This is a genomic window from Microbispora siamensis (assembly GCF_016863095.1).
Classification (GTDB): Bacteria; Actinomycetota; Actinomycetes; order Streptosporangiales; family Streptosporangiaceae; genus Microbispora; species Microbispora siamensis.
Genome location: NZ_BOOF01000058.1, coordinates 34,936 through 58,432, shown reverse-complemented (window position 1 = coordinate 58,432; position 23,497 = coordinate 34,936). Strand labels below are relative to the sequence as shown.

Genomic DNA, 23,497 nt, shown 5'->3' with positions numbered 1-23,497 from the left:
GGGACGCGCGAGCTGGTGCGCCGCTTTACCGACGCCAGCGTGGCCACGGACGTCGACGGGCTCGCCGCACTGCTGCGGGACGACGTCCGCTGCTCGATACCGCCGACGCCGGGCCTGTGCGTCGGGCGCGACGCGGTGGTGAACGACTGGATCGAGGACGGCTTCGCGCGCATGAAGAACCTGAGCGCCGTCCCCACCGCCGTGAACCGGCAGCCCGCCGTCGCCTTCTACCAGTGGCGGAAGCGGGAGGGCGCGTACCTGCCGCTGACCATCGACGTCCTGCGCGTCAGCGGCGGGGCGATCACCGAGATCGTCATCTTCCACGACGACCGGTTCCCGCGGCTCGGCCTGCCGGAGCGCCTGCCGGCGGACGGCACGGAGTAGTCCCGGTGCGGCGGAGCCTCCGCACCCGGACCGATTGACGATCCCGCAACGGGACAACGCGCGGGACCACGGGCGTGCGCGAGCGCCGCGAGGGCGGCCTCAGCAGTGCTTGCTCAGTGACATGTGCTCGACGAGGTCGAACAGGGAGGGGTCGAACTGGCCCCAGGCGATCCATCGGTAGCTTCGCGTATGGCTGGGCAGGTTCTTGACGAATTTGGTGCTGCTGCTTCGGTACACCCGTATGTCGCCGAGCACGGCCTTGCGCCCGTCCAGCAGATGCGCCCACATCAGCCAGGCGTCGTTGTCGTCAAGACTGAAGACCGTGGCGTCCAGGCGCGCCGTGCCGTCCGAGTACAGAGTCCATTTGGCGCCGGGTTCGATCGTGCATGAGCCCGCGGTGAGGTAACCCCTCCAGGTGAACGTCACCTGATCGGAGGTGGACGCGTTGGCTGTCCCGGTGGTGGGGAGCGTCAGGGCGAGGGTGAGGACACCCATGCTCGCGGCCACACTTGCTACCCTTCGGATGCTTTTCACGGCGCTTTCCTTTCGTTGGCAGCTGTTGATAGCTGACGGTCTTTGATCAGGTGGAGCACGGTGGTCTTACACATCACTGATACGGCCACTGGGTTGCAAATCGCTTGATCAGCGCTTTCGCACGCTCCTTCAAGGTGTTCGCCGACGCCGACTTCGCCGGGATGCCGGTGCACTGGAACCAGCGCTGCGGTGATCGAGCGGCGGTGGGTCGTCTAACGGTCGCCGGCCTGGCTGACCAGCCAGCGCCGCCTGGCCCGCGACTACGAGCGCCGGCCGGCCACGGCCGAGGCCATGATCCGATGGGCCGCGATCAGCGGCATGGTCCGCCGCCTCGCGCGAGGAAGCGCCGTAACTCGTCAGCAGCGCATCACCCTCGCTCATCCAGCGGAGTAGCCCTTCTCAAACACGTTCCAAGAGGCTGCCACTTGCCGTCACGGTGGAAAGAGCTCAGCGAAAGCCGCCCGCCTTCGAGATCACTCCGTGATTCGAAGGCGGCAGGATTTCCGTCACGTGCCGCGAATCAGGGAGCGATATGAGGCGCCTCAATGTGCTTGCCGTTCTGTTCGGTATGCTCGCCGCGCTGTTCACCGGCGCCGGCGCCGCTCATGCCGCTTCATCCGCCGACCCGGTTCGAGCTCTCCGGCAGCAGTTCGCGGCGGGGCGAGGGGTTCTGGTTTCCGAGACCGCCCGGACAATCATTTCGGGTGACAAGCACACCTACATCAGCCGGACCACCGGCAGGATCGGGTTCGGAAAGTCCGGAGTGGTCGGCTACGACCTCACCTCTCGGGAGGTGATCACTCCCGATCTCCGGGCCACCCTGCCCCCTGAAGAACTGGAAGCGATGCGCGCTCCCCTGCGCGCGGTCAACGTGGGCCCCTATACCTACGTCCAAGGTTTCCAGTGGGGTCCGATGCCGGAGGGCAAGACCTGGATCACGTTCGGCAAGGACAACGCGTCCTGGCAGGACTACGGCCAGCGCGGCGACCAGCTCGTCGACGTCCTCAGCCCGGCGAGGCTCAGGTTCGTGATCTCGAAGGCTTCTTCCCCTCGCTCCGGCGAGTATCGCGGCACCCTGAAGATGCAGAACCTGTACAGCGAGCCGGGTTCTTTCAATCCGGAAAATCACACGGTTTCGTTCAGGTTGTTCGTCGACGAGGCCGGGTTGCCCGTCCGCCTGATCACGCGGTACTCCTCGAAGCAGGAGGACTACACCCGCGACGGCGAGTGGGTCAGCAGGATTCACCGGAACGTGGTGGACACCCGATACCGGTGGCACGCGAACGTGAAGATCACGGCCCCGCCGGCGTCCGCCATCGTGGAATTCAACGACCTGCCGGCGAACCGGCAGCCGAACTTCGGAATCCCACTGGTGATTCACCCGGATGACAGAGCCGTCGCCGAATAGGCCCTCCCGAATGGGGCCCATGCCGTGGAACGATTCGCGGAGACCCCCATCGTGAAAGGTCGTGGGATGCGGGCTACCACGGACGCCGACGTACGCCGGGTGTTCGACCGGATGGCGGATCGGTACGACAGCCAGATGCTGGCCTGGGAGCGCCGCCTGTTCCCGGGCAGCCGGGAGTGGGCCGTCGGGCAGGCGCGCGGTCACGTCGTGGAGATCGCGGTCGGCACGGGGCTCAACCTCCCCCTGTACGACGCCGGCACCACGGTCGTCGGGATCGAGCTGTCCGGGCCCATGCTGGAACTGGCGCGACGGCGGGTGGCAGGGGCCGGCCTCGGCGAGCGGGTGGAGCTGCGGCAGGGCGACGTGCAGCGCCTGGACCTGCCCGACGGCGTCGCCGACACGGTGCTGTCCACGTTCGCGATGTGCACCATCCCGGATCCACTGGCCGCGGCGCGCGAGGCCTACCGCGTGCTCAAACCGGGCGGGCGGTTCGTGCTGGCCGAGCACGGGCCGTCGAGCAACCCGGTCATCCGGGCCGGGATGCGGCTGCTGGAACCGCTGTTCGTGCGGTTCGAAGCCGACTACCTCACCCGCGATCCCCGGCCCTATCTGGAGCAGGCCGGTTTCGCGATCGAGTCGGTGACGCGGACGACACGCGGGATCGGCTTCCGGGTGCTGGCCGTCCGGCCATGACCCGACGTACGGCCGCCGGCGGCCACGGCTGCTGAGGATGCGCGCTAGTCGAGCCAGAGCACGATGCCGGTCATGCCGCTGAGCACGGCGGCGGCACCCGCCCGGACGGCGCGCCCGGCGCGCTCCGGGGTGAAGCTGGCCGGATCGTACGCCGAGGACATGCCGAGCCCCTCGCCGCGGAACGACGCACCGGTCCAGTCGGCGGCGGTGACGTTCTCCGTGGGCTCGGCCAGCTCTGCGCCGACAACGAGGAACTGCTGGTCGAGGTGGTTGGGAGTGACCAGGGCCAGGGGGTCGACGAGGTCGTCGCCGGCGCTGACGATGAGGTCGGGCTTCATGTCGATCGCTTTGCCGATCGTCGGAACGAACTGGTCCGGCCGCGTGGCCCTGAGGGTCCTGAGGCTGACCCGCTCCTCCTCGGCCCACGCCGTCACCGCGCTCACCAGCGTCGTGGTCTGGCGGTCCTCCCCCGCGGTGAGCAGCACCACGCGGTAGCCCTCCGGCGGGCGGACCCCGTTCCAGGAGCCGGGCCTGGGCGTGATCGTCGACTCAGGGGCGGGGGAGGCGGCCGGGACGAAGCCCGGGCCGGGGGTGCCGACGGCGGTGGGCTTCGCGTGCGGCCGGGACCAGTCGTCACCGGAGCCGCATCCGCCGGCCAGCAGGGCGGTCGCGACTGCCGCGGCCAGTGTGCAGGCAGGCAGAAGCCGAGAGCGCATGGGGATCGTCCTTCGGGGGCGCTGGGAAGTGCGCCTATTTCCTACCGCATGATCTGCGGCTTTCGGCGCCGAGGCCGTCTCCGCCGGGCGTGGTTCCTCGACGGTTCTCGTACGAGATACCGCTCGTTCATCTCAATCGAGCAGATTTCGTACGCCAAAGCCGAAAAGGAGTCATATGTCCCCCGCCGCTCGGCGTCGTGTCTGTGCTGTCATCGCCGCCGCAGCCGTGGCCGTCCTGTTCAGTGCCCTCTCCGCTCCGCTGGGTGCCCTGCCCGCCCTCGCTCACGGGTTCACCTCGACGGTTTACGTCAACCTCGTCTCGCCCCAGCCCGGTCACGTCCGCACCGAGCTCCAGCTGGAGTACGACCTGCTCGTCGTCTCCGCCGCCGACTACGAGAAGGACGACCCGCTCTTCCGAACAGGCACCGCGGCGTTCGAGGCCGGTGACGCGGCACAGCAGGCCGCCGCGCTCGACGCACACGCCGGCTCGGTCGTCTCGTACGTCACCGAACGCTTCGGCGTCAGCACAGGGGGCAAGGCGTGCACCCCGGTCAGGGACGGCGGCTTCACGATCGGGCGACGCGAGGGCGTCCCGTACGCGCGGCTGACCCTCGACTACCGGTGCCCGGAGTCCGCCGAAGCGCACGAGGTGCGCAGCGCGCTGTTCTCCGGCTCCGAGGGGTACGTGCGCGACAGCAAGACGATCGTCACCTACGACCTCGACGTGAAGTCCGGAAGCACCGCCCTCGACGCTCAGCATCGGTCGTTCTCCACGCAGCAGTCCTGGTTCGAGCGGTTCTGGGAGTTCTTCCGGCTCGGAGCCGAGCACCTGCTCGGCGGGCTCGACCACATCCTGTTCCTGCTGGCGCTCATCGCGGGATCGCGCCGTCTACGCGAGATCGTGCTGGCGGCGACGACCTTCACACTGGCCCACTCGGTAACCTTCGTCCTCGCCGCCCTCGGCCTCGTGGAGGCGCCCGCGTCGTTCGTCGAGCCCGTCATCGCCCTCTCGATCGCGGTCGTCGCGGGCTGGCATCTGTGGCGGATCTGGCGACGGCGGTCGCACGCCACAGATCTGGAGACGGCCGGTCACGGCCGCCTCGGCCTGGACCGCGCGGGCTGGACGCGGCTCGCGGTGGTCTTCTGCTTCGGCCTCGTGCACGGCCTCGGCTTCGCCGCGGCACTGGGCATCGACCAGGCCTGGTCGTGGACGCTGCTGTGGTCGCTGCTCGTCTTCAACGTGGGCATCGAGGTCGTCCAGCTGACGATCATCGTCGCCGTCTTCCCGCTGCTCGCCCTGCTGCGTCACCGCCGGCCGATCGCGGGGCTGTGGACGACCGGGGCGATCGCGGCGGGCGTGTCCGCGATGGGCCTGGTGTGGTTCGTGCAACGCGTTCTCGGAATCTGAGATCACGGAATCCGAGATCACGCCACAACTTCCGGCAAGCGCAACGGTCCGCCTGCTCCGCGTTCATCTCCGCGACACCGGATGCCGAAATCGTGCAAACCACTCCAATACCCCCAAATGGATGGAAAGCAATGAAGCTCGACAAGGGGACTCAGGGCCCCGGGCTCGTCCTGCGCCGGGTGGCCATGAGCGCCACCGCGGTGGCCCTCAGCGCCGGCGCCGTGTTCGGCGGCGGTCTGGCGACCGCGGCCCACGCCGACAGCGCGACGCTCACCGGCATCGTCCTCGGCGTGGGCGCCGACGAGACGCAGCGCGTCGTGTCCTGGTACTCCTCGACCGGCACCGCGCAGGTGGTCCAGGTCGCGCCGACGTCCAAGGTCGTCGACGGCCGGTTCCCCGCGAACGCCGTCACCTTCCCGGCCACGGTCACCGCGAACGTCGTCAACGGCGGCTACAACGCGCACGCCACGATCGACAGTCTGAAGCAGAACACCGCGTACTCCTACCGGGTCGGCGCCGAGGGCAACTGGTCCCCGACGTACTCGTTCACGACCCAGGACTTCAACGGCAACAACCTCGACTTCCTGTTCTTCGGCGACCCGCAGATCGGCTCGTCCGGCAACGTGGCGAAGGACGGCGCCGGGTGGGAGGACACCCTGAACGTCGCCCTCGCCGCCAACCCGAAGGCCGAGTTGCTGGTCTCCGGCGGCGACCAGGTCGAGTCGGCCAACACCGAGACGCAGTGGAACGCGTTCCTCGCGTCCGACAAGCTGCGCCAGTATCCCTGGGCCGCCACCATCGGCAACCACGACGTCGGCGGCAAGGCGTACGAGCAGCACTTCTGGACGCCGAACACCGACCGTTCCGCGCCGTACTACAACGGCAGCGCGACGACCCGGTCGGGCGGCGACTACTGGTTCAGGTACAAGAACATCCTGTTCATCGACATCAACAGCAACGCGTACGCCAGTGGCTCCGACGCCGCGCACATCGCCTACATCACCGATGTCGTCAACAAGCACGGCGCCGGCGCCAAGCACACGGTGCTCATCTACCACCACGCGATCTACTCGCCGGCCAGCCACGCGAACGACAGCGACAACAAGGTGCGCCGTCAGGACTTCCCGACGGCCTTCTCGAAGCTCGGCGTCGACCTGGTCCTGCAGGGTCACGACCACAGCTACTCCCGCAGCTACGTGATCAAGAACGGCCAGAAGGCGAACAAGGACGAGCAGCCCGGCGCCACCGAGGTGTCCAAGGGCCCGGGCGGCGTCATCTACGTGACGGCGAACTCGGCCTCGGGTTCGAAGTACTACGACCTCACCGCTCCGGACACGACCAAGGACCCGAACTACGGTCCCGACCCGCTGAACCCCAAGAGCCACTGGGCCAACTCGGTCGAGAACCAGGAGCACGTCCGTACGTACGTGCGGGTCCAGGTACGCGGGAACAAGCTCGTCGTCGAGAACCTCCGCAGCGGCACCTGCGCCGCCCCCAACTCCGCGGTGGAGCTGGGCCAGGAGTCCTGGTGCGGCCCGGACAGCGGCGCCGGCGCGGCCCAGCCGGTCGGTTCCACCGTCGACAAGGTCGTGATCCACACGAACGAGGGCAAGGCCGGCGAGGACAAGCAGGCCGCGTCCGAGTCCGACTGGCTCCAGTAGACGACCGCAGGGAAGCGGGGTTCCTCACGACGAGCCGATCCGGCCCCGCTCCCCGATGACGTGGGCGCGTGGGGTGGGCACCCGTCGGGCGCCCACCCCACGGCACGTCGTCCACGCCGCCGCTTCCACGACCACCCGAGGACCATGCAGATGCACCCGCCAAGACCGCGTACGACAACCGCAGCAGGCTCCCTCGCCCGGGCCGTCGTCGTGGCGCTTCTCGCCGCGTTCGGCCTGATCGGAGCGGGGACGGGCCCCGCCGCGGCGGCGGACGGCGAGGTCACCTGGACGGTCGCGACGGCCTCCGGCGACTTCGGGTCCGACCGGCGGAACTACAGCTACACGCTGGACCCGGGCGGGCGGATCGAGGACGGTCTCGTGGTCGCCAACCACGGCACGACGCCGCTCCGCCTGAGCGTGTACGCCGCGGACGCGTTCACCACCGGGCAGGGCCGGCTCGACCTGCTCGGCCAGGACGCGAAGTCGACCGGGGTGGGTGCGTGGGTCCACCCGGACCGGCCCGGCGTGACGGTCCGGCCCGGAGAGTCGGCCGAGGTGCCGTTCACGGTGGCGCTTCCCGACGACGCCGCGCCCGGCGAGTACATGGGCGGCATCGTCACCTCGCCGGCCGTGCCCGGCGGGCCGGACGGACGGCGTCTCGGCATCCGGATCCGCCTGCGCGTGGGCGGAGAGCTCAAACCGAGCCTTTCCGTGCGGGACCTGGAGGTGCGCTACTCCGGCACGCCCAATCCGCTCGGCACCGGCGACGCCACCGTCACCTACACGATCCGCAACGACGGCAACAGCATTCTCACCGCTCGTCAGGCGGTGTCCCTGTCCGGCCCCTTCGGACGCTGGGACGCCCGCGCGGGACACATCGACGACTCGCCCCAACTGCTCCCGGGCGACACCTGGAAGGTCTCCGTACCGGTGCACGGAGTGACGCCCGCGCTGCGATTGACGGGGACCGTCACGCTCGTCCCGCTGCTCACCGACGCGGCGGGCTCGGTCGCCCCGCTCGCCGCAGTCGAGAGCACCGCGCACGCGTGGACCATCCCCTGGGCGCTGCTGCTCGTCCTCGCCATCCTCTGCGGGCTCGTCGTCGCGGCTCTGGTCGTCTGGCGCCGCCGGAAGACCACGCTCCACGAGGGACTCGGCACACCGCTCGCGCAGGGATGAACCGGCGGGTCGCGGGTGATGTCACGTGTTCCTGGAACCGCACGCGTCCGGCGCACGGCGAAGACACAGGACGGGAAGCCCGCTCATCGCGTCCAGCACCACACGATCGCCCAGCGGCCTGTCGAGCCCGACGACGCCCTGGCCGCCCATGCCGGTGCCCGCGCACGGGCCGTCGCCCTGGAAGGGGACGTCGAGCCCCAGGACCACCACGTCCGGCTGCTCGCTGACCCGTAGGACGACATCGAGCAGCTCACCGTTGCAGGTCCCGTACTCGTACCTCACCAGCAGCCGGCGTTCGCCGCGCGCCTCGACGTCCATGATCTGCTCGTCGCCTGGGTCGTGCCTGCCGACGGCGCGTTTCACGGTGTCGAGCGCCTCCTGATCGGCCGCGACGCGGTCGATCGGGCCGGGCAGGTTGGAGAAGTGCAGCCGCCACGCGGGCACGGTCGCCATGCCGCGAACGGTCTCCAGCCGTATCGTGGTGAACTCCGCACCGGTCAGCTTGTACGCCTCCCCGTCGGGGTACGTGTGCCGGTCAGGCCAGATCCACTCTTCTGGCCAGGGAGACACCGCCTGCAGCGCCTCTGCCGGCCCGATCACGGGGACCCGCATCGCGGACCCGTCGTCCCAGCGGACCTGCCCAGCGCCCGGCGAGGCGGGGAGCGGGCCGGCCACGACCCAGCCGTATTCCTCGTCATGCTCGATCTGCTCGCGCACCTCCGGCGGCATCACGGTCAGGTCGCCGACAGGGACGAAGCCGTCGCGCCAGATCTCCGCGGCACCGCTGGTCCGCCAGGTCTCCACGGCCTGTGCGGCGTGCTCTTCGAATGTGCGCGGTCCGGTCAGAAGGCGACCGCCGCCGAGGAGCGGCACCGCGGCCAGCAATGTCATGACCAATCGCAGCATGTTGTGATCTTGTCAGGATCCCGCCTGTGGCACGCCGGCATTCAGAGCGGTTCCGGGGCGGTCTCGGGAAGAGGCGTGGCCGTCTTCCTCGGTGACAGGCCGGTGTGTTCGCCGGCGAAGGCCAGGATGTCAGCGGTCAGGGTGCGTTCCTTGCTCGCGGGCGAGGCGGCGTGGGCGGTGTCGGGTTCCCTGCGCATGAGGATCGGCCGGTCGCTGCCGGTCGCGTGCTGAAGGGCCGCGCACATCTTGGTGACATGGGCCTCTCCGGTCTGCAGGTCGGTCACCGCGCCGGTGAAGAGGAAGGCCGGGTAGGGGGTCCCGGGCGTGACGTTGTGGTAGGGGGAGTACGCCAGGAGCCACTGGAGTTGCTCGGGCCGGGACGCGCTGCCGAATTCGTCGGTCCACGTGCACCCCAGGCCGAACTGCTCGTACCGCACCATGTCACACAGCGGACCTTCGGCGATGACCGCGGCGTACAGGTCCGGTCGCCGCATGGCGGCGGCGGTGACCAGTAGGCCACCGGCCGATTGGCCGTATATCGCCAGCTGGTCGCGGGTGGTCCGGCCGGTGGCGATGAGCCAGGCCGCGGCGTCGTTGAAGTCGCCGACCGCGCGGTGTTTGTGCGGCCCGCGGCCGGCGTCGTGCCAGTGCTGACCCTCTTCGCCGCCTCCGCGTACGCAGGCGACCGCGTAGGTGCCTCCGGCGCCGACCCATGCGGCCGCCAGGGGGAAGAACCACGGGCGCATCGGCATGCCGAAGCTGCCGTAGCCGTACAGCAGGGTGGGGCGCGGGCCCCGATGGTCCGCCTCTTCTGCGGTGAACAGGAACAGCGCTATCTCGGTGCCGTCACCGGCGCGGTAGCGAACGCGGCGGCTGCGGATCTTCGGGGTGTGCCCGGCTGTCACGGCGCCGGTTTCCCGTTCCGTCCTCCCCCGTACGACGTCGTACCGATAGACGGCCGGGGGCGTGGCCGCGTCGCAGTAGCCGAACCACACCTGATGCCCGTGAGGGACGCTCGCGCGCAGGGACGACACGACGCCCGCGCCGGGAAGGGGCACATCGGCGAGCGGCCGGCCACTGGCCAGGTCGTGCAGCGTCAGGACGGAGGTGCCGTGGCGGGCACGCGCCACCAGCAGGAGGGGCCGCGCGAGCGCCGGGCCGTCCAGGACCACGCACTCGTCCAGGGGAGCCCGCGGATCCTCGGCCACCAGCGTGCGCCAGGCCGCCGGGTCGGTGTCGTGCCGGTCCGCCACACAGATGCGACCGCACGGCGCCTGGTGGTCGGTGACCAGCAGCAGGCGGCCGTCGGCGAGGAAGCGTGGGAGGACCCGCGCGCGGACGGCGTCCGCGTCCACGATCCTGACGAAACGCGGGGCTTGTGGATCGACGAGTTCGGCCACGTACACGTCGTTTCGCGGGGCGGGGCCGGCCGTCGCGGTGATCGCCAGATGACGGCCGTCGGCGCTGACCGTGAGCCCGTAATAGTGGTCGGGGGTCTCCTCGCCGCCGAACACCACCGTGTCGGCCTGCCAGGGCGTACCGATCCGGTGCAGCCGCACCCGCCGGTGCAGGCGCATGTCGTCCGGCGCCAGTTCCTCGTCAGGAACTCGGCTGACGTAGTAGAACGCGTCCCCTCCCGGCAGCCAGGCGAGCGAGGTGTTGCGGGTGCGCGGCAACGGCCCGTCCACCACCTCGCCGGTGCGCACGTCCAGCACCACGATGTCGCTGCCGGGCTGCTCGGCGACCTCCATCTGGACGGCCACGCGTTCGCCCTCGCGCGACGGCCACCAGGCGTACAGCCCGGTGTGGCCGGACGGATCGATCTTCATCGGATCGACCAGCACCCGCCTGTCGCCCTCGGCGTCGACGACGAGCAGGCGCCGCTGTTCGTCCCCGCGGTGCTGCTCGGTGAGGAACATGACCGGGCCGCGCACCATCGGAGGCTCCGACACGCCGAAGGACGACATCTGGTCGATCAGAGACGCCCAGGCCTCCCTCTCCCGCCATTGGTCGCGGCACGCCCGGAAGAGACGATCCTGGGCCGCGGCCCAGTCCCGCACACGCGGGTCGTCGCCGTCTTCCAGCCAGCGATAGGGATCGGGCACGGGATTTCCGAACAGGACCTCCACCACGTCGCCGCGCCGTGCGGCGGGGTAGAACAATCGCGCCATGGACGTCCCCCGATACGTCGCCCGCCGGTGAAAGGTCGAGGCACTGCGGCCTTACGCGCCGCAGTACCTCGATTCACTCAGCTACGACTCGCCGCGGAGAATGTCCGCCTGCCAGCCGCGTACGCCCCCGATACGGGCGGCGGGAGTGGAATCGCGATACGGCAGGTATCCAGTCATGTCAGCCTCCTGGATCCGTCGATTTGCCCGGAATGGGCAATTACGACGACGACCGTCCCCGCGCCTGCGATCGATAAACACCGGTCGCTCCCGCCACGGGACACCCGCGGACCCGGAGGACTGTCCGGGCATATCGGCTACGCTTCCGGCCGAAAATCGGCGCAAGAAAAGAAGGCCCACCGGAACAAGCGTGAAGATTTATTGGCGCACAGGTAATTCGACGCCTGCGCGAGATAGATTCCTGCCCGCCCGGCGGCGGCGCGAGGCCGGGAACCCGGTGTCCGGGCCCGTTTCCCGCGCCGCCCGGGAACCCGTGGTCACAGGCCCGAGAGCCGCTTGAACTGCTCGTCGGTCAGCCTGAGCCCGGCGGCCGCCGTGTTCTCCTCCAGATGCTCGATCGAGCTGGTCCCGGGGATCGGCAGCACGACCGGGGACCGGTGCAGCAGCCACGCCAGGGACACCTGCGCCGGGGTGGCGCCCAGCTCCGCGGCGACCTCGGCGAGCGGACCGGCGGCGGAGGCGTGCGCGCCTCTGGCGATGGGCAGCCACGGAATGAAGGCGATGCCCTCCCGCTCGCAGTAGTCGATGACCGGGTCGTCGCCGCGCTCGGTGAGGTTGTAGAGGTTCTGCACGCTGACGACCTCGATTTGCTTGCGCGCGGCCTCGATCTCCGCCACCGACACCTGGGAGAGCCCGAAGTGCCGGATCTTCCCCTCGTCCTGAAGCTGCTTCATGGCGCCGATCTGGTCGTCGAAGGGCACCTTGGGGTCGATGCGGTGCAGCTGGAACAGCTCCAGGCAGTCCATGCGGAGCCGGCGAAGGCTCAGCTCGACCTGCTGGCGGAGGTACTCCGGGCGGCCCAGCGGCAGCCACTCCTTCCGCGACGGGCGGCTCTGGCCCGACTTCGTCGCGATGACGAGGCCCTCCGGATAGGGGTGCAGCGCCTCCGCGAGGAGCTCCTCGCTGGTCCCCGGGCCGTACGAGTCGGCCGTGTCGATGAAGGTGATGCCGAGCTCCACCGCGCGCCGCACGAGCGCGAGCGCGGCGGGGACGTCGTCGGGCGGGCCCCACACGTCGGGCCCGGTGATGCGCATCGCCCCGAAGCCGAGACGGCCGACGCGAAGATCGCCCCCGATGGTGATCGTGGTCTCCACTGTCAGTACCTTCCTTCCTCCGTGGTCAGCAGGAGCTTGCCCGTCGAGCGACGCTCCTCCAGGTCGGCGTGGGCCTGCGCCGCCTCGGCCAATGGCCGGACGGAAGTGACGCGCACCTCCAGATCTCCTGCGACCACTCTGTCGAAGACGGCGGCCGCGCGGGCGAGCAGTTCGCTTCGATGGGCGATGTGATGTTCCAGGTTGGGCCGCGTGAGGAACACCGAGCCCGCGGCGTTGAGCCGCTGCGGATCCACCGGAGGGACCGGACCGCCCGACTGGCCGAACAGGGCCAGCACCCCCCGGGGACGCAACGCGGCAAGGCTCGCCTCGAACGTCGGTGCGCCCACCCCGTCGTACACGGCCGCGACCCCCCGGCCGCGGGTCAGGTCGCGCACACGGGCGGCTACCTCGCAGCGATCGTAGCGAATGATCTCCGCCGCGCCGGCCGAACGCGCGATCTCCTCCTTCCGCTGCGTGGAGACCGTGCCGATCACCCGGGCGCCGAGCAGCGTGGCCCACCGGACGAGCAGCAGGCCCATGCCGCCCGCGGCCGCGTGAACCAGCACCGTGTCGCCCGGCCGCACCCGATAGGTGTCGTGGAGGAGGTAGTGCGCGGTCATGCCCTGGAGCAGTACGGCGGCCGCGGTCCGCGCCGGGACGCCGGGCGGGACCGGGACCAGCCGGTCGGCCGGGATCACGGCCAGTTCGGCGTAGGCGCCCGGGACGTTCACCCAGGCGACGCGGTCGCCCGCGCGGACCCCGGTGACCCCGGCGCCGACCCGCCTCACCACGCCGGCGCCCTCCATGCCGGGCGTGTGCGGCAGCGGCGTCGCATACCGGCCCGACCGCTGGTAGACGTCGATGAAGTTCACGCCGGCCGCGGTCACCTCGACGAGCGCCTCGCCGGGACCGGGATCGGGATCGCGTACCGTCTCCAGGCGCAGGACCTCCGGGCCTCCGGCGGCCCGCATGACGATCGCCCGCATCGCTGTGCCGTCTCCTCGTCACTCTCCACCCGGCAGCGGCAGTTCGGTGAGCCATTCCCCGTGGTGATCCGCCCGTCCTCTGACCAGCCGGTCGTACTCCGTCCGCAGCAGGGAGGCGATCGGGCCGACCCGGCCGGCGCCGACGCTCAGGCGGTCGACGCTGGTGACCGGGAGGATCTCCCAGGCCGTGCCCATGAAGAAGATCTCGTCGGCGAGATACAGCTCGCTCCGGTCCACCTCGCGCTCCTGCACCGGGATGCCCATGCCCGCGGCGAGGGCCAGCACGGTGTCCCTGGTGATGCTCTCCAGCAGCCCGCTGGTGAGCGACGGGGTGATGATCGTGCCGTCGCGGACGATCGCGACGCAGGCCGCCGGACCCTCACTCACCTTGAACCGCTCGTTCAGCATGATCGGCCAGTCGTATCCGTTCTCCCGCGCCTCGATGAGGGCCAGCCGGCCGTTGTGGTAGTTCGAGAACGCCTTGGCCCTGGGCGGCGCGGAGGCGTCCCCGACCCGGATCCACGAGCTCACCGTGGCCCGGCAGGAGTCGCCGCCGGACAGCCCGCTGCGGAACGGCCAGGTGTCGACCACCACGTCGCACCTGGTGCCCGCCGGGACCATCTGCTCGCGGATCACCCCGGACGGGAAGACCCACGGCCGGATGTAGACGTCCTCCGCATAGCCGTTGATGCGCAACAGATCGAGCACGGCCGCCCGGAGCCGCTCCCGCGTGTACGGCAGGTCGAGCCGGCAGATCCTCGCCGACCGCGCGAGGCGGTCGAGATGGTCGTCCAGCCGGAAGGCCAGGAGCCGGGTGCCGTCGGCCGACAGGTATGCCTTGACGCCCTCGAACACGGCCGAGACGGAGGCGTGGCCGACCGCGTTCACGTGTACGCGGGCGTCGGCCCACGGGATCAGCGAGCCGTTCCGCCAGATCCACTCGGGATTGCCGAACTCCGGATCGCCCAGGGGAGCGGAGGAGCGGGGATCGCGATGCTGCCGTGCCGCCTCGACGCTCATGACGCCGCCTTCCTCTCGAGGCCCGCTCCGGTTCCGAGCAGGCCCAGGTCGAGCTTGGTGAGGTCGGGGACCACCGTGTCCGCGCCGGCCAGGGTCAGGTCGCCGGCGCAGCCGGCCGCGTTCGGCACGCCGACGCAGCGCACGCCGGCGGCCCGGGCCGCCCGGACCCCGGTGGCGGAGTCCTCGAAGGCGAGGGCCTCCGCCGCGGACAGCCCGAGCCGCCGCAGGGCCAGCACGTAGAGGTCCGGAGCCGGCTTGTGCCGGTCGACCTGCTCCCCCGTGACCAGTTCGGTGAACCGGGTCTCGATCCCGAGCCGGCCGAGGTGGTGCTCGACCCAGGTGCGCGCCGAACTCGACACCACGGCGGTGGCCAGGCCCAGGCGGGCCGCCTCGTCGAGCACGGCCGCGACCCCCGGCCGCAGCGGCTCCCGGTCGCACAGTTCCCGTTTGCGCCGGCGCCGGTCCTCGCGGACGGCGCGGCTCACCGGACGGCCCAGGCGGCGGGCCAGATCCGCCAGGCCGGTCCTCTCGCCGTCGGGCCTGCCCATCAACCGGCTCCACACCTCCGGCGGGAACTCCAGCCCGAAGGAGGCGTACAGATCCCGCCAGGAGGTGAACGCGGCGTGCTCGGTGTCGCAGATGAGACCGTCGAAGTCGAACAGGACGGCACGCGGTCCCGTCACCACGAGGCCTCTCCCCTGGTCCGCGAGCCCGCCTGCTCCCCGGGAAGCCGGGCGGACGAGGCCGCCGTGGCGCGGACGGGGCCGAGCACCCGGGCGACGTGGTCGTTGGTGAACACCCCGGCCGGGTCGACCTGCTGCCGGATCCGCTGGAACAGGTCCCACTCCGGATAGCGGGGCGCGAGCAGTTCGGCGGTGGCGGTGTGGGCCTTGCCCCAGTGCGGGCGGGCGTCCAGCTCGCGCAGCACATACTCGGTGGTACGCAGGAGTTCCAGCTGCCCGGCCGTACGGGGGACGGTGAGATTGACGTACCCCGTCCTGCGGCCGTACGCGGGGCTGAGCGGGGCGTCGTCGCCGGCGCCGACCCGCACCAGCAGCGAATAGGGCGAGTAGAACCCGCCCCGGCGCAGGACCCCGCGCAGCTCCCGCAGCGCGGCCGGCACGTGCTCCAGCGGCAGGGCGTGTTCGAGGGCGATGAACCGCACCGGCTGGGGAAAGGTGAGCACCCGATGCGCGGCGTCGACGAACGGCCTGGGCGCCCCCGGCCTGCCGTCGAGCCACCGGGTCAGCCCGGGAACGGCGGAGGGGAAGACCCGGCCCGCCTGGCCGACGAGGCCGCATCGGATCTCCTGCATGGTGGCGGCGTACCGGTTGCCGTACGCCCCAGGGGTCGGCGGCTCGTGGGTGACGCTGAGTTCGCGCGCCGTCACGGTGTCCTGCCAGGGACGCCAGGTGAACGAGGGGCGGTCGGCGTCGGCGACGAGCCGCCCGAAGTCCTCCACCAGTTCCTCGAACGCCATGGCGCGCTCCCGCACGCGCAGGTTGAAGGCCGGCACGCAGCGCAGGGTCACCGTCGACACCACGCCCAGGGCGCCGAGACCGGTGCGCGCGCAGCGGAAGAGTTCAGGGTCGCTGTCGCGGTCGAGAGCGAGCGTGCGCCCGTCCGCCGTGACCAACCGCAGCCGCAGCACCTCTCCCGAGAGCGGTGGGTGGAGCAGGCCGGTGCCGTGGTTGCCGGTGGAGATGGCCCCGGCCACGGTCTGGTCGGCCAGCGTGCCGATGTTGGGCAGGGCCAGCCCGGCGCGATGCAGGCTCGCGGCCAGGTCGCCGATTCGCGTGCCCGCCCGCACGGTGACGCACATCGCCTCGGGGTCGATCTCGACGATGCCCGCATACCGGCGCAGGTCGAGCAGCAGCCCGTCGGTCGTCGCCAGGGAGTTGAACGAGTGCCCGGTGCCGACCGGCCGGATGCCCAGCCCGTGTCCGACCGCCGCCCGCACCAGGTCGGCGATCTGTTCCTCGCTCGTCGGCGCCGTGTGGTGGCGGGGAGCGCAGCGGACCGTGCCCGACCACGAACGCCAGCCGGCCCCCGACGAAAGACGCAGTCGCCCGCGTGTCATGTGAGCGCCTCCTCGAAGAACCTCCGCAGCGCGTCCTGCCAGGTCGGCATCGTGTGACCGAGGCCGGCCAGCAGGTCGGTGTTCAACGTCGAATCACGGGGACGGCCGCCCCGGAAACCGCACGCGTCCATGGAGACCCGTTCGGGCTCCGGCCAGGTCCTGCCGCTGTCCCGCGCGATGGCCGCAAGCTCCCTGCCGACCTCGTACCAGCTGGCCGATCCCCGGTTGGCGACGTGGACGACGCCCTCGACGGGCCGCTCACGGGTGAGCAGGAACACCAGCGCCTCGGCCAGGTCGGCCGTGTAGGTGGGGGCGCTGAACTGGTCGTCGATGAGCCGCGGCCGGTCGCCTCGCGCGGCGGAGCGGCCCATCGCCAGCACGTTGTCCAGGCGGGGGTCCGTCCCGCCGAACAGCCAGGAGGTGCGGACGCTCAGCGAGCCGGGGACGAGCAGGCTGATCCGCTCCCCCGCCAGTTTGGTGATGCCGTACACGCTGAGCGGGTTGGGCAGGTCGGGCTCCCGGTACCCGCCGCGCGGCGGGTCCTCGCCGTCGAAGACGTAGTCGCTGGAGATGTAGACGAGCCGGCTGCCGGTCCGGCGGCACGCCTCCGCGACGTTGCGCGTCCCGCGCGTGTTCACGCGGAGCGCGGCCGCGGGGTCGCTCTCGCAGTTGTCGACGACGGCGTTGGCCGCCGTGTGCACGACCACGTCCGGCCGGAAGTCGTCGACCGACTTGTTCAGAGCCTCGGCGTCGGCGATGTCGAAGTCGGGCAGCGAGACTCCCCGCACCGTCCAGCCGGAGGTGCGGGGGTCGTCGCGGAGCACGGCGGTGAGCGCCCGCCCGAGCATCCCGTCGGCGCCGGTCAGGTAGATCCTCATCCCGCGGCCCGGCGTCACCCGCCGGGCCTGCCGTTCTCCGTCCACGCGCATCACAGGTGTCCGAACTCGGCGAGGAGTTCCTGCAGGGAGGCGCCGGAGTTGATCTTCTCGCGGATCAGCTTCTCCTTGCCGATCGCCATCCGGGTCCCTTCCAGGACGTCGGCGGCCTCGGCGGCCGGGACCACGGCGATCCCGTTCTCGTCGGCCACGACGATGTCCCCCGGATGGATGATCTGCCCGTCGATCACGACCGGCACGTTGAACTGCACCGGCTCGGTCCGATCGTGCGCCGCGCTCGGCGAGGGCCGGGGCACGGTGCTGCGGTACCAGACGGGGAAGTCCAGGTCGCGGATCTCGTCCACGTCGCGGATGGCGCCGTCGACGATGCCCGCCTCGATGCCCGCCTTCTGCGACAACGTCGACATCAACCCGCCCCACATGGCGGTCCGCCTCGTTTCGTGACAGGCGACCACGATGACGTCGCCGGGCTGCGCCCGGGTCAGCAGCGGCATGCAGTCCACGAGATCGTCGATGGACAGGTTCACGGTCAGCGCCGGTCCCGCGATCTTGTGGTGCGGCTTGACCGGCAGCAGCCCGCCGATCGCCCCCATGCGCTTGCGGGCGTCCGTCACCAGGCAACTCGGGCTGTATTCGGCGAGCACCTGGCGGAACCCCTGCACGAGTTCCGCGGGCGGACGCCGGACGTCGTTGTAGACGGTCTTCATGCGCGGTCTCCCATCAGTCGCGGGTGGGGATGGTCAGGTCCCGGGTCGTCACGTCCCGGATGGTGAGGTCGCTGGTGGTCACGTCCCGGATGGCCGCGGCCAGAGACGCCGCGTCCAGGCCGTGGGCGCCGAGCGCCTCGTCGTCGGCGCCGCACCGGGGGATCTCCGTCAGGCCGATGCCGTGGAACGACGGCCGGTGGGGCGGCGGCGCCGCGAGAAGCGCGCGGGCGACGGTGTCGGCCTGACCGCCCCGGCCGTAGTGGTTCTCCACCACGATCACGTGATCGGCCTCGCGGAGCAGCCCGGTCAGCCACTCCGGGTCCACCTCGTTGAGCCACGGCAGGTTCACCACGGTCGGATCCAGCCCCTCGGGGGCCAGGAGTTCGCAGGCGCCCAGCACCTGGCCGAGCACCGTGGGCCCGGCGCCGATGACGACGACCCGTCCCCCCTGCCGGACGACCCGTCCACGGCCGGGCACGAGAGGCCCGGCGGGCAGGGCGGCGACCTCGTCGGGCACCGGGACGCTCTCCAGGCGCAGGTAGACGCTCCGATCGGTGGCGAGACAGTGGTCGAGGGCGGCCTCCACCTCCGCCGCGTTGGCCGGTTGCAGCACGCGCAGCCCGGGCACCGCGGACAGCGCCGCCACGTCCCGCACGGCCTGGTGCGAGTGGCCCGGCCCGGCCGGCAGCAGACCGGCGAGCGCCCCCACGTAGATCACCTTCCGGCCCTCGGTGGCGTTGTTGTAGATCTGCTCGTTCGGCCGGGCGTGCAGGAAGCAGGAGAAGGAGTTGACGAACGGCACCAGCCCGCCCGCCGCGAGCCCGCCCGCGGCCGACACCATGTCCTGCTCGGCGATGCCGAACTCGAAGAACCGGTCGGCGTGCTCCCGGGAGAAGGGGATCAGTCCGGTGTCGAGCACGAGGTCCGCGTCGAGCGCGACGATCCGCCGGTCCGTGCGGGCCCTGCCGGCGAGGGCCTCGCCGTACACCTGGAACAGCCTCGGGCGGTCGCCTGCCCGCCGCTCCGGCAGCGGGCCCTCCGCCACGACCCGCAGCGGGCCGAGGCCGTTGCGGCGGAGCACCGCGTCGGCCTCCGCGATCAGTTCCTCGTGGGCCGTACGGTAGTCCTCGGGGGAGGGCGCCCCGCTGTGGAAGCGGTAGCGCCACTCGCCCGGCCGCATGGACGTGGCCGCGAAGGTGGCGCAGCCGGCGCCCTTCACCGTGTCCGCGATGACGACGGCCGGCTGCCCCGGGAAGCTCTCGGCGCGTTTGCGCAGAGCCGCCTCCAGGTCCCGGAAGTCGTGGCCGTCGCAGCGCAGCGCGCCCCAGCCGAACGCACTGAACTTCGCTTCCAGGTCGCCGAGGTCGTTGACCTCGGAGACCCAGGTGTCGGACTGCAGCTTGTTGTGATCGACGATCACGGTGAGCTCGCCCATCCCCCGGTGTGCGGCGCTCGCGAGGGCCTCCCAGTTCTGCCCTTCCTGCAGTTCGCCGTCCCCGGTCAGGACGAAGACCCGCCGGCTGCGGCCGAGCAGCCGGTCCGCCAGGATCAGCCCCTTGGCCTTGGAGATGCCCATGCCGAGGGAACCGGTGTTGAACGCCATGTGGGGGGTGTGGACGTCGGGGTGCCCGGGGAGCCCGCCGAGCCGGCGCAACCGGTGCAGCAGATCCTCGGGGAGGCGTCGCAGGCCGATGAGGGCCGCGTACAGGCCGGGTGCGTCGTGTCCCTTCGAGGAGAAGTAGACGTCCCCGTCCGGGGTGAAAGGCTCGTCGAGCTCCGACAGCAGCAGGTGGCTGACGATGTCGGCGGCGCTGAAGCTGGAGCCGAGGTGGCCGGAACCGGCCCGCATGATCATGTAGAGCACGTTGACGCGGGTGAGCGCCGAGAAGGCCCGGCACCGTTCGTACGGATCGTTGATCTGGGTGAGGACGCGATCGAAATCCGCGACATCGACCCTGCACAGTTGCATGGACATGCGCCCTCCGCGGAAGCGTCGTGCGGGAGTCGGCGGTCCGGCGGCCGTCCTGATCCGGCCGCGGCAGACCGGGAAGCGAGGGTTACGGGGTCACCAGCAGCTGTAGCCGCCGTCGACCAGCATCTCCTGGCCGGTCACGTACCTGCTCATGTCGGAGACGAGGAACAGCAGGGGGCCGGTGAGGTCCTCCGGGTAGGCCATCCGCCCGAGTGGTACCCGGCCGCTGAACTTCTTCTTGAACTGCGGGTCCTGGTCGCCGAGTACGCCGCCCGGCGAGAGCGTGTTGACCCGGACGCCCTTGGGCCCCCACAGCGCGGCGAGATACCGGGTCAGCGCGGCCACGCCCGCCTTCGACATGCCGTAGGCCGGCGGCTTCAGGAACGGCGGGTCCAGGTCCAGGTGGTCGTAGAGCGGGGGATAGGGCGCGAGGCCGCCGTACAGTGAGCCGATGTTGACGATCGTCCCGGTCCTGCGCTGCGCCATGTGGCTGCCGAAGACCTGGCAGACCCGCAGCACGCCGAGGGCGTTGACATCCAGGACTATCGCCGACAGTTCCTCCGGGATGTCGCCGAACAGCCAGCTTCCCTGGTCTCTCGTCGGCGGGCTGTCGATGCCGGCGTTGTTCACCAGGATCGTCGGCGGCCCGAGCCGGTCCAGGCACGCGTCCAGTGCGTGCTCCAGCGAGCGGCGGTCGGTGACGTCGGCGGTGAAGGGCAGGTAGCGGCCGGCCCCGGCGGTGCGCGGCCCGAGCCCGTCCTCGCCCGGCTCGACCAGGTCCAGCGCCATCACGTCGGCTCCGGCGTCCAGCAGCGTGGCGCACCACAGCGTGCCCAGACGGCCGCTCGCGCCGGTGACGACCGCGACCGAGCCCGCCAGGTCAGCGCCGGGCATCCGCCACGGCTCCCGTCGTCACGGGTCGGCGCTCGTCGACGCGCAGCCCGGGTCCCACCAGGTGCTCCCACCGGATGGCGTCGTCGGCCGACAGCGCGACGGTGAGGGTCGTCCCCAGCACGCGTTCCAGCTCGTACGGCTTGAGGCCGTCGCCGGGAGACTTGATGGCGATGTCGTTCTCCGTGAGGACGTGCCCCGGGCGCAGGTCGTGCCTCGCCACGAGCTTCTTGCCCATCTTGATCACCGCCGACGCCTCGGCGTCGCTACGGGTCTTGATCGGCGAGCCGATCGACTCGGCGGTGCGCTTCAGGCCCCGGGTCAGCTGGACGAGCTGGTCGGGGTCGAGGGAGAACGCGTGGTCGGTGCCCGGCAGGCTCTGGTCCAGCGTGAAGTGCTTCTCGATGACCCGCGCCCCGAGCGCATAGGCGATGAAGCTGGCGTCCGGGCCGAGGTCGTGGCCGGAGAAGCCCACGACCACGTCGGGGTATTCGGCGCGGAACGTGCCGATGACGGCGAGGTTCAGGTCGGCGGGAGCGGCCGGATAGACGGCCGTGCACTGCAGCAACGCCAGGTTCGGGTTGAGCGGCAGCACCGTGTCGCAGGCCCGGCGGACGTCGTCCATCGTGCCCCCGCCGGTGCTGACGATCAGCGGCTTCCCGGTCTTCGCGGCGTAGGCGAGCAATGGCGTGTTGGTCAGATCCGCGGAGGCGATCTTTATCGCCGGCGGGTCGAAATCCATGAGGAAGTCGACACTGGGCATGTCGAAGGCGGTGGAAAAGAAGTCGATGCCGACCTCCGCCGCGAGTTCGGTCAGTGCCGCGTAATCGTCGCGGCCGAACTCCAACGCCTCCCGGTGCGCGCCGTAGGTCGGCCCATAACTGTTGCGGCCGGTGTAGGGCTGGTCATACATGGCGCGTGTGAAGAGCGTCTTGTTCTCTCGTTTCTGCAGCTTGGCGGCGTGTGCTCCGTTTTCCGCCGCGCGGCGAAACAGATCTCGGGCGCGTTCCAGACTGCCGCCGTGGTTGTGCCCGATCTCAGCGATCACGTAGGCCTCGGTGTCGTCGGCGATCCGGCGGCCTGCGATGTGCAGTTCGCGCATGGGTGTACCTTCCAACCGGGTTTTGGGCAGGGTCGTCCCTTATGGGGAGCGGACGGTGAAGGCTGCGATGGGTGTTGGCTTCCGGGTTCCGTTCAGTCCCAACCGGCGTCCCCGGAGCGGGGAGCTCCTTCGCAACGATTGGCGGTTTCCGGCAGACGATGCACTATTCGCAGCTCATGCGATGAGGACATTGCGATGGTGCCTTCGATAACAGCGGACCGTCGTTCTGCGGACGACAACAGACTGCCATTCGAATCGCCCGAGAGCGAGATGCCCCCTGTGTCCTAAACTTGTATGGCAACAAGATGTCTGCCCAAGCTTGACCAGTCCGAGTTAACCGGAAGTGGCCCGCGATCGGGGTTGCGCATCACGGGGGAGGTTCGGCGAGTTGACGGCCGCGCACGAGTTAATCGAGGAGCCCCATTCAGGTCGGCAGGAAACAGGCCTTGGGGACATTGCCATAAAGGTGTACACGGCGGCGGTGCATCGTGGCGCGCTGCCTCTGGCGGAGGCCAGGGCCCTGGCGAGCACCGAGCACGACCAGGTGCTCGACCGCCTCCTGTCCCTCCGCCTGCTCACCCTCAACTGGGCGGGCGACGCGCTGATCCCCACGGATCCCGAGGTGGCGGAGGCACTCTCCTCGGTCCCGCTGGAACGCGAGATCCGACGGCGGCAGCAGGAGCTGTCCGAGCTGCAGACCCAGTTGCGCAGCCTGATGCCGCTGTATCGGGAGCACCGCAGACGCAGTCACGGCAGCCCGCCGTTGACCTGCCTCGACGACCCCGTCGAGGTACGGAACGAGCTCGCCCTGCTGATGCGGGAGTGCTCCACGGAGTTCGTCAGCATGCAGCCGGGCGGCGGCCGGGATCCCCAGACGCTGCGAGGGGTGACCGAGGAGAGCCTGGAGATGCTCTCCCGCGGGATACGGCTGCGCGGCATCTACCAGCACACCGCGCGCAGCAGCCTGGCCACGCGTTCCTACGTGCACCAGGTCACGGAGAAGGGCGCCGAGATCCGCACCACGGTCGAGACGTTCGAGCGGATGATGATCTTCGACAGGGAGACGGCCGTGGTGGCCAAACGCCGGGTGGCCGACGAGGTTCCCGGCGCCGCGTTCATCACGGATCCGGTGATGGTGGACTTCCTCTACCGGATCTTCGAGAACCTCTGGCAGTCGGCCCGGCCGTTCGAGGCCTCCATGGTGGAGACGCAGACGACGACCGAGGAGCTGCGCCGGCGGATCCTGCAGCTGATGGCCGACGGGCTCAAGGACGAGGCCATCGCCAAGCGGATGGGCATGTCCACCCGGACCTGCCGCCGCTACATCAAGGAGATCACCGACGAGCTCGGCGCCACCAGCCGCTTCCAGGCCGGATATCTCGTGGCGCAGCAGGGCCTGAACGGAGGTCCCGTGCCCGCCTCGGAGACCGGCGACATCTGAGGTGACGGACG

Annotated in this window: 21 protein-coding genes; 7 read left to right on the top strand and 14 right to left on the bottom strand. The window is 70.5% G+C overall.

Annotated features, from left to right (window positions below):
- The coding region (locus tag Msi02_RS37505; protein ID WP_204052527.1) for a nuclear transport factor 2 family protein at positions 1-384 on the top strand (384 nt) is incomplete at its 5' end.
- A gap of 99 nt (positions 385-483) precedes the next feature.
- Here Msi02_RS37505 and Msi02_RS37500 read toward each other — a convergent pair.
- Positions 484-879 (bottom strand): DUF6294 family protein, encoded by a 396-nt coding sequence (locus Msi02_RS37500; RefSeq protein WP_204052526.1) that lies wholly within the window; start codon positions 877-879, stop codon positions 484-486.
- Between the two features lie 571 nt (positions 880-1,450).
- On the opposite strand from Msi02_RS37500, the gene Msi02_RS37495 reads away from it, so the two are divergent.
- Entirely contained in the window at positions 1,451-2,326 is an 876-nt protein-coding gene (locus Msi02_RS37495) for a hypothetical protein (RefSeq protein ID WP_204052525.1), read from the top strand.
- A 66-nt stretch (positions 2,327-2,392) separates the two neighbouring features.
- On the top strand, positions 2,393-3,019 hold the full coding sequence (locus Msi02_RS37490; RefSeq protein ID WP_204052524.1) for a class I SAM-dependent methyltransferase: 627 nt from the start codon (positions 2,393-2,395) through the stop codon (positions 3,017-3,019).
- A 44-nt stretch (positions 3,020-3,063) separates the two neighbouring features.
- Here Msi02_RS37490 and Msi02_RS37485 read toward each other — a convergent pair whose 3' ends face one another.
- Positions 3,064-3,735 (bottom strand): type 1 periplasmic-binding domain-containing protein, encoded by a 672-nt coding sequence (locus Msi02_RS37485; RefSeq protein WP_204052523.1) that lies wholly within the window; start codon positions 3,733-3,735, stop codon positions 3,064-3,066.
- Between the two features lie 175 nt (positions 3,736-3,910).
- Here Msi02_RS37485 and Msi02_RS37480 point away from each other — a divergent pair, with 175 nt between their 5' ends.
- The 3 genes from Msi02_RS37480 to Msi02_RS37470 all read left to right on the top strand — a co-directional run bounded on the left by Msi02_RS37480 (position 3,911) and on the right by Msi02_RS37470 (position 7,983).
- The gene (locus Msi02_RS37480) at positions 3,911-5,143 is read left to right on the top strand and encodes a HupE/UreJ family protein (RefSeq protein ID WP_204052522.1); all 1,233 of its coding nucleotides are present in this window, start codon (positions 3,911-3,913) and stop codon (positions 5,141-5,143) included.
- Between the two features lie 131 nt (positions 5,144-5,274).
- Entirely contained in the window at positions 5,275-6,804 is a 1,530-nt protein-coding gene (locus tag Msi02_RS37475; protein ID WP_204052521.1) for a purple acid phosphatase family protein, read from the top strand.
- A 150-nt stretch (positions 6,805-6,954) separates the two neighbouring features.
- Complete coding sequence (locus Msi02_RS37470; RefSeq protein WP_204052520.1) at positions 6,955-7,983, top strand: WxL protein peptidoglycan domain-containing protein; 1,029 nt, start codon at positions 6,955-6,957, stop codon at positions 7,981-7,983.
- A 21-nt stretch (positions 7,984-8,004) separates the two neighbouring features.
- Here the strand turns inward: Msi02_RS37470 and Msi02_RS37465 are convergent, their stop codons facing one another.
- The 12 genes from Msi02_RS37465 to Msi02_RS37410 form a co-directional block, all read right to left on the bottom strand.
- Positions 8,005-8,889 (bottom strand): hypothetical protein, encoded by an 885-nt coding sequence (locus Msi02_RS37465; protein ID WP_204052519.1) that lies wholly within the window; start codon positions 8,887-8,889, stop codon positions 8,005-8,007.
- Positions 8,890-8,930: 41 nt separating this feature from the next.
- Positions 8,931-11,060 (bottom strand): prolyl oligopeptidase family serine peptidase, encoded by a 2,130-nt coding sequence (locus tag Msi02_RS37460; RefSeq protein WP_204052518.1) that lies wholly within the window; start codon positions 11,058-11,060, stop codon positions 8,931-8,933.
- A gap of 494 nt (positions 11,061-11,554) precedes the next feature.
- A complete protein-coding gene (locus Msi02_RS37455) occupies positions 11,555-12,391 on the bottom strand; it encodes an aldo/keto reductase (protein WP_275414212.1) in 837 nt (278 codons plus the stop codon).
- A gap of 2 nt (positions 12,392-12,393) precedes the next feature.
- Entirely contained in the window at positions 12,394-13,377 is a 984-nt protein-coding gene (locus Msi02_RS37450; RefSeq protein WP_079315045.1) for a quinone oxidoreductase family protein, read from the bottom strand.
- Between the two features lie 18 nt (positions 13,378-13,395).
- On the bottom strand, positions 13,396-14,397 hold the full coding sequence (locus Msi02_RS37445) for a branched-chain amino acid transaminase (RefSeq protein ID WP_204052517.1): 1,002 nt from the start codon (positions 14,395-14,397) through the stop codon (positions 13,396-13,398).
- Positions 14,394-15,080 carry an HAD family hydrolase gene (locus Msi02_RS37440; RefSeq protein ID WP_204052516.1) on the bottom strand — a complete coding sequence of 229 codons (687 nt, stop codon included), beginning with the start codon at positions 15,078-15,080 and terminating at the stop codon, positions 14,394-14,396. The genes Msi02_RS37445 and Msi02_RS37440 overlap by 4 nt, the downstream gene beginning before the upstream one ends.
- Complete coding sequence (locus Msi02_RS37435; protein WP_079315042.1) at positions 15,077-16,477, bottom strand: D-arabinono-1,4-lactone oxidase; 1,401 nt, start codon at positions 16,475-16,477, stop codon at positions 15,077-15,079. Before Msi02_RS37435 ends, Msi02_RS37440 begins: the two co-directional genes overlap by 4 nt.
- Positions 16,474-17,406, bottom strand: a complete 933-nt coding sequence (gene rfbD, locus Msi02_RS37430) for a dTDP-4-dehydrorhamnose reductase (protein WP_204052515.1) — start codon at positions 17,404-17,406, stop codon at positions 16,474-16,476. The genes Msi02_RS37435 and rfbD overlap by 4 nt, the downstream gene beginning before the upstream one ends.
- The gene (locus Msi02_RS37425) at positions 17,406-18,080 is read right to left on the bottom strand and encodes an RraA family protein (RefSeq protein ID WP_079315041.1); all 675 of its coding nucleotides are present in this window, start codon (positions 18,078-18,080) and stop codon (positions 17,406-17,408) included. The genes rfbD and Msi02_RS37425 overlap by 1 nt, the downstream gene beginning before the upstream one ends.
- Positions 18,081-18,093: 13 nt before the next feature.
- On the bottom strand, positions 18,094-20,055 hold the full coding sequence (locus Msi02_RS37420; protein WP_204052514.1) for a thiamine pyrophosphate-binding protein: 1,962 nt from the start codon (positions 20,053-20,055) through the stop codon (positions 18,094-18,096).
- Positions 20,056-20,145: 90 nt separating this feature from the next.
- Positions 20,146-20,946: an SDR family oxidoreductase gene (locus Msi02_RS37415; RefSeq protein WP_204052513.1), complete on the bottom strand. Its 801-nt coding sequence runs from the start codon at positions 20,944-20,946 to the stop codon at positions 20,146-20,148.
- Positions 20,933-22,045, bottom strand: coding sequence for an N-acetylneuraminate synthase family protein (locus tag Msi02_RS37410; RefSeq protein WP_204052512.1), 1,113 nt, complete (start codon positions 22,043-22,045; stop codon positions 20,933-20,935). Before Msi02_RS37410 ends, Msi02_RS37415 begins: the two co-directional genes overlap by 14 nt.
- 481 nt (positions 22,046-22,526) lie before the next feature.
- On the opposite strand from Msi02_RS37410, the gene Msi02_RS37405 reads away from it, so the two are divergent.
- Positions 22,527-23,486, top strand: coding sequence for a helix-turn-helix transcriptional regulator (locus Msi02_RS37405; protein WP_143737279.1), 960 nt, complete (start codon positions 22,527-22,529; stop codon positions 23,484-23,486).
- The last annotated feature ends 11 nt before the right edge of the window (positions 23,487-23,497 follow it).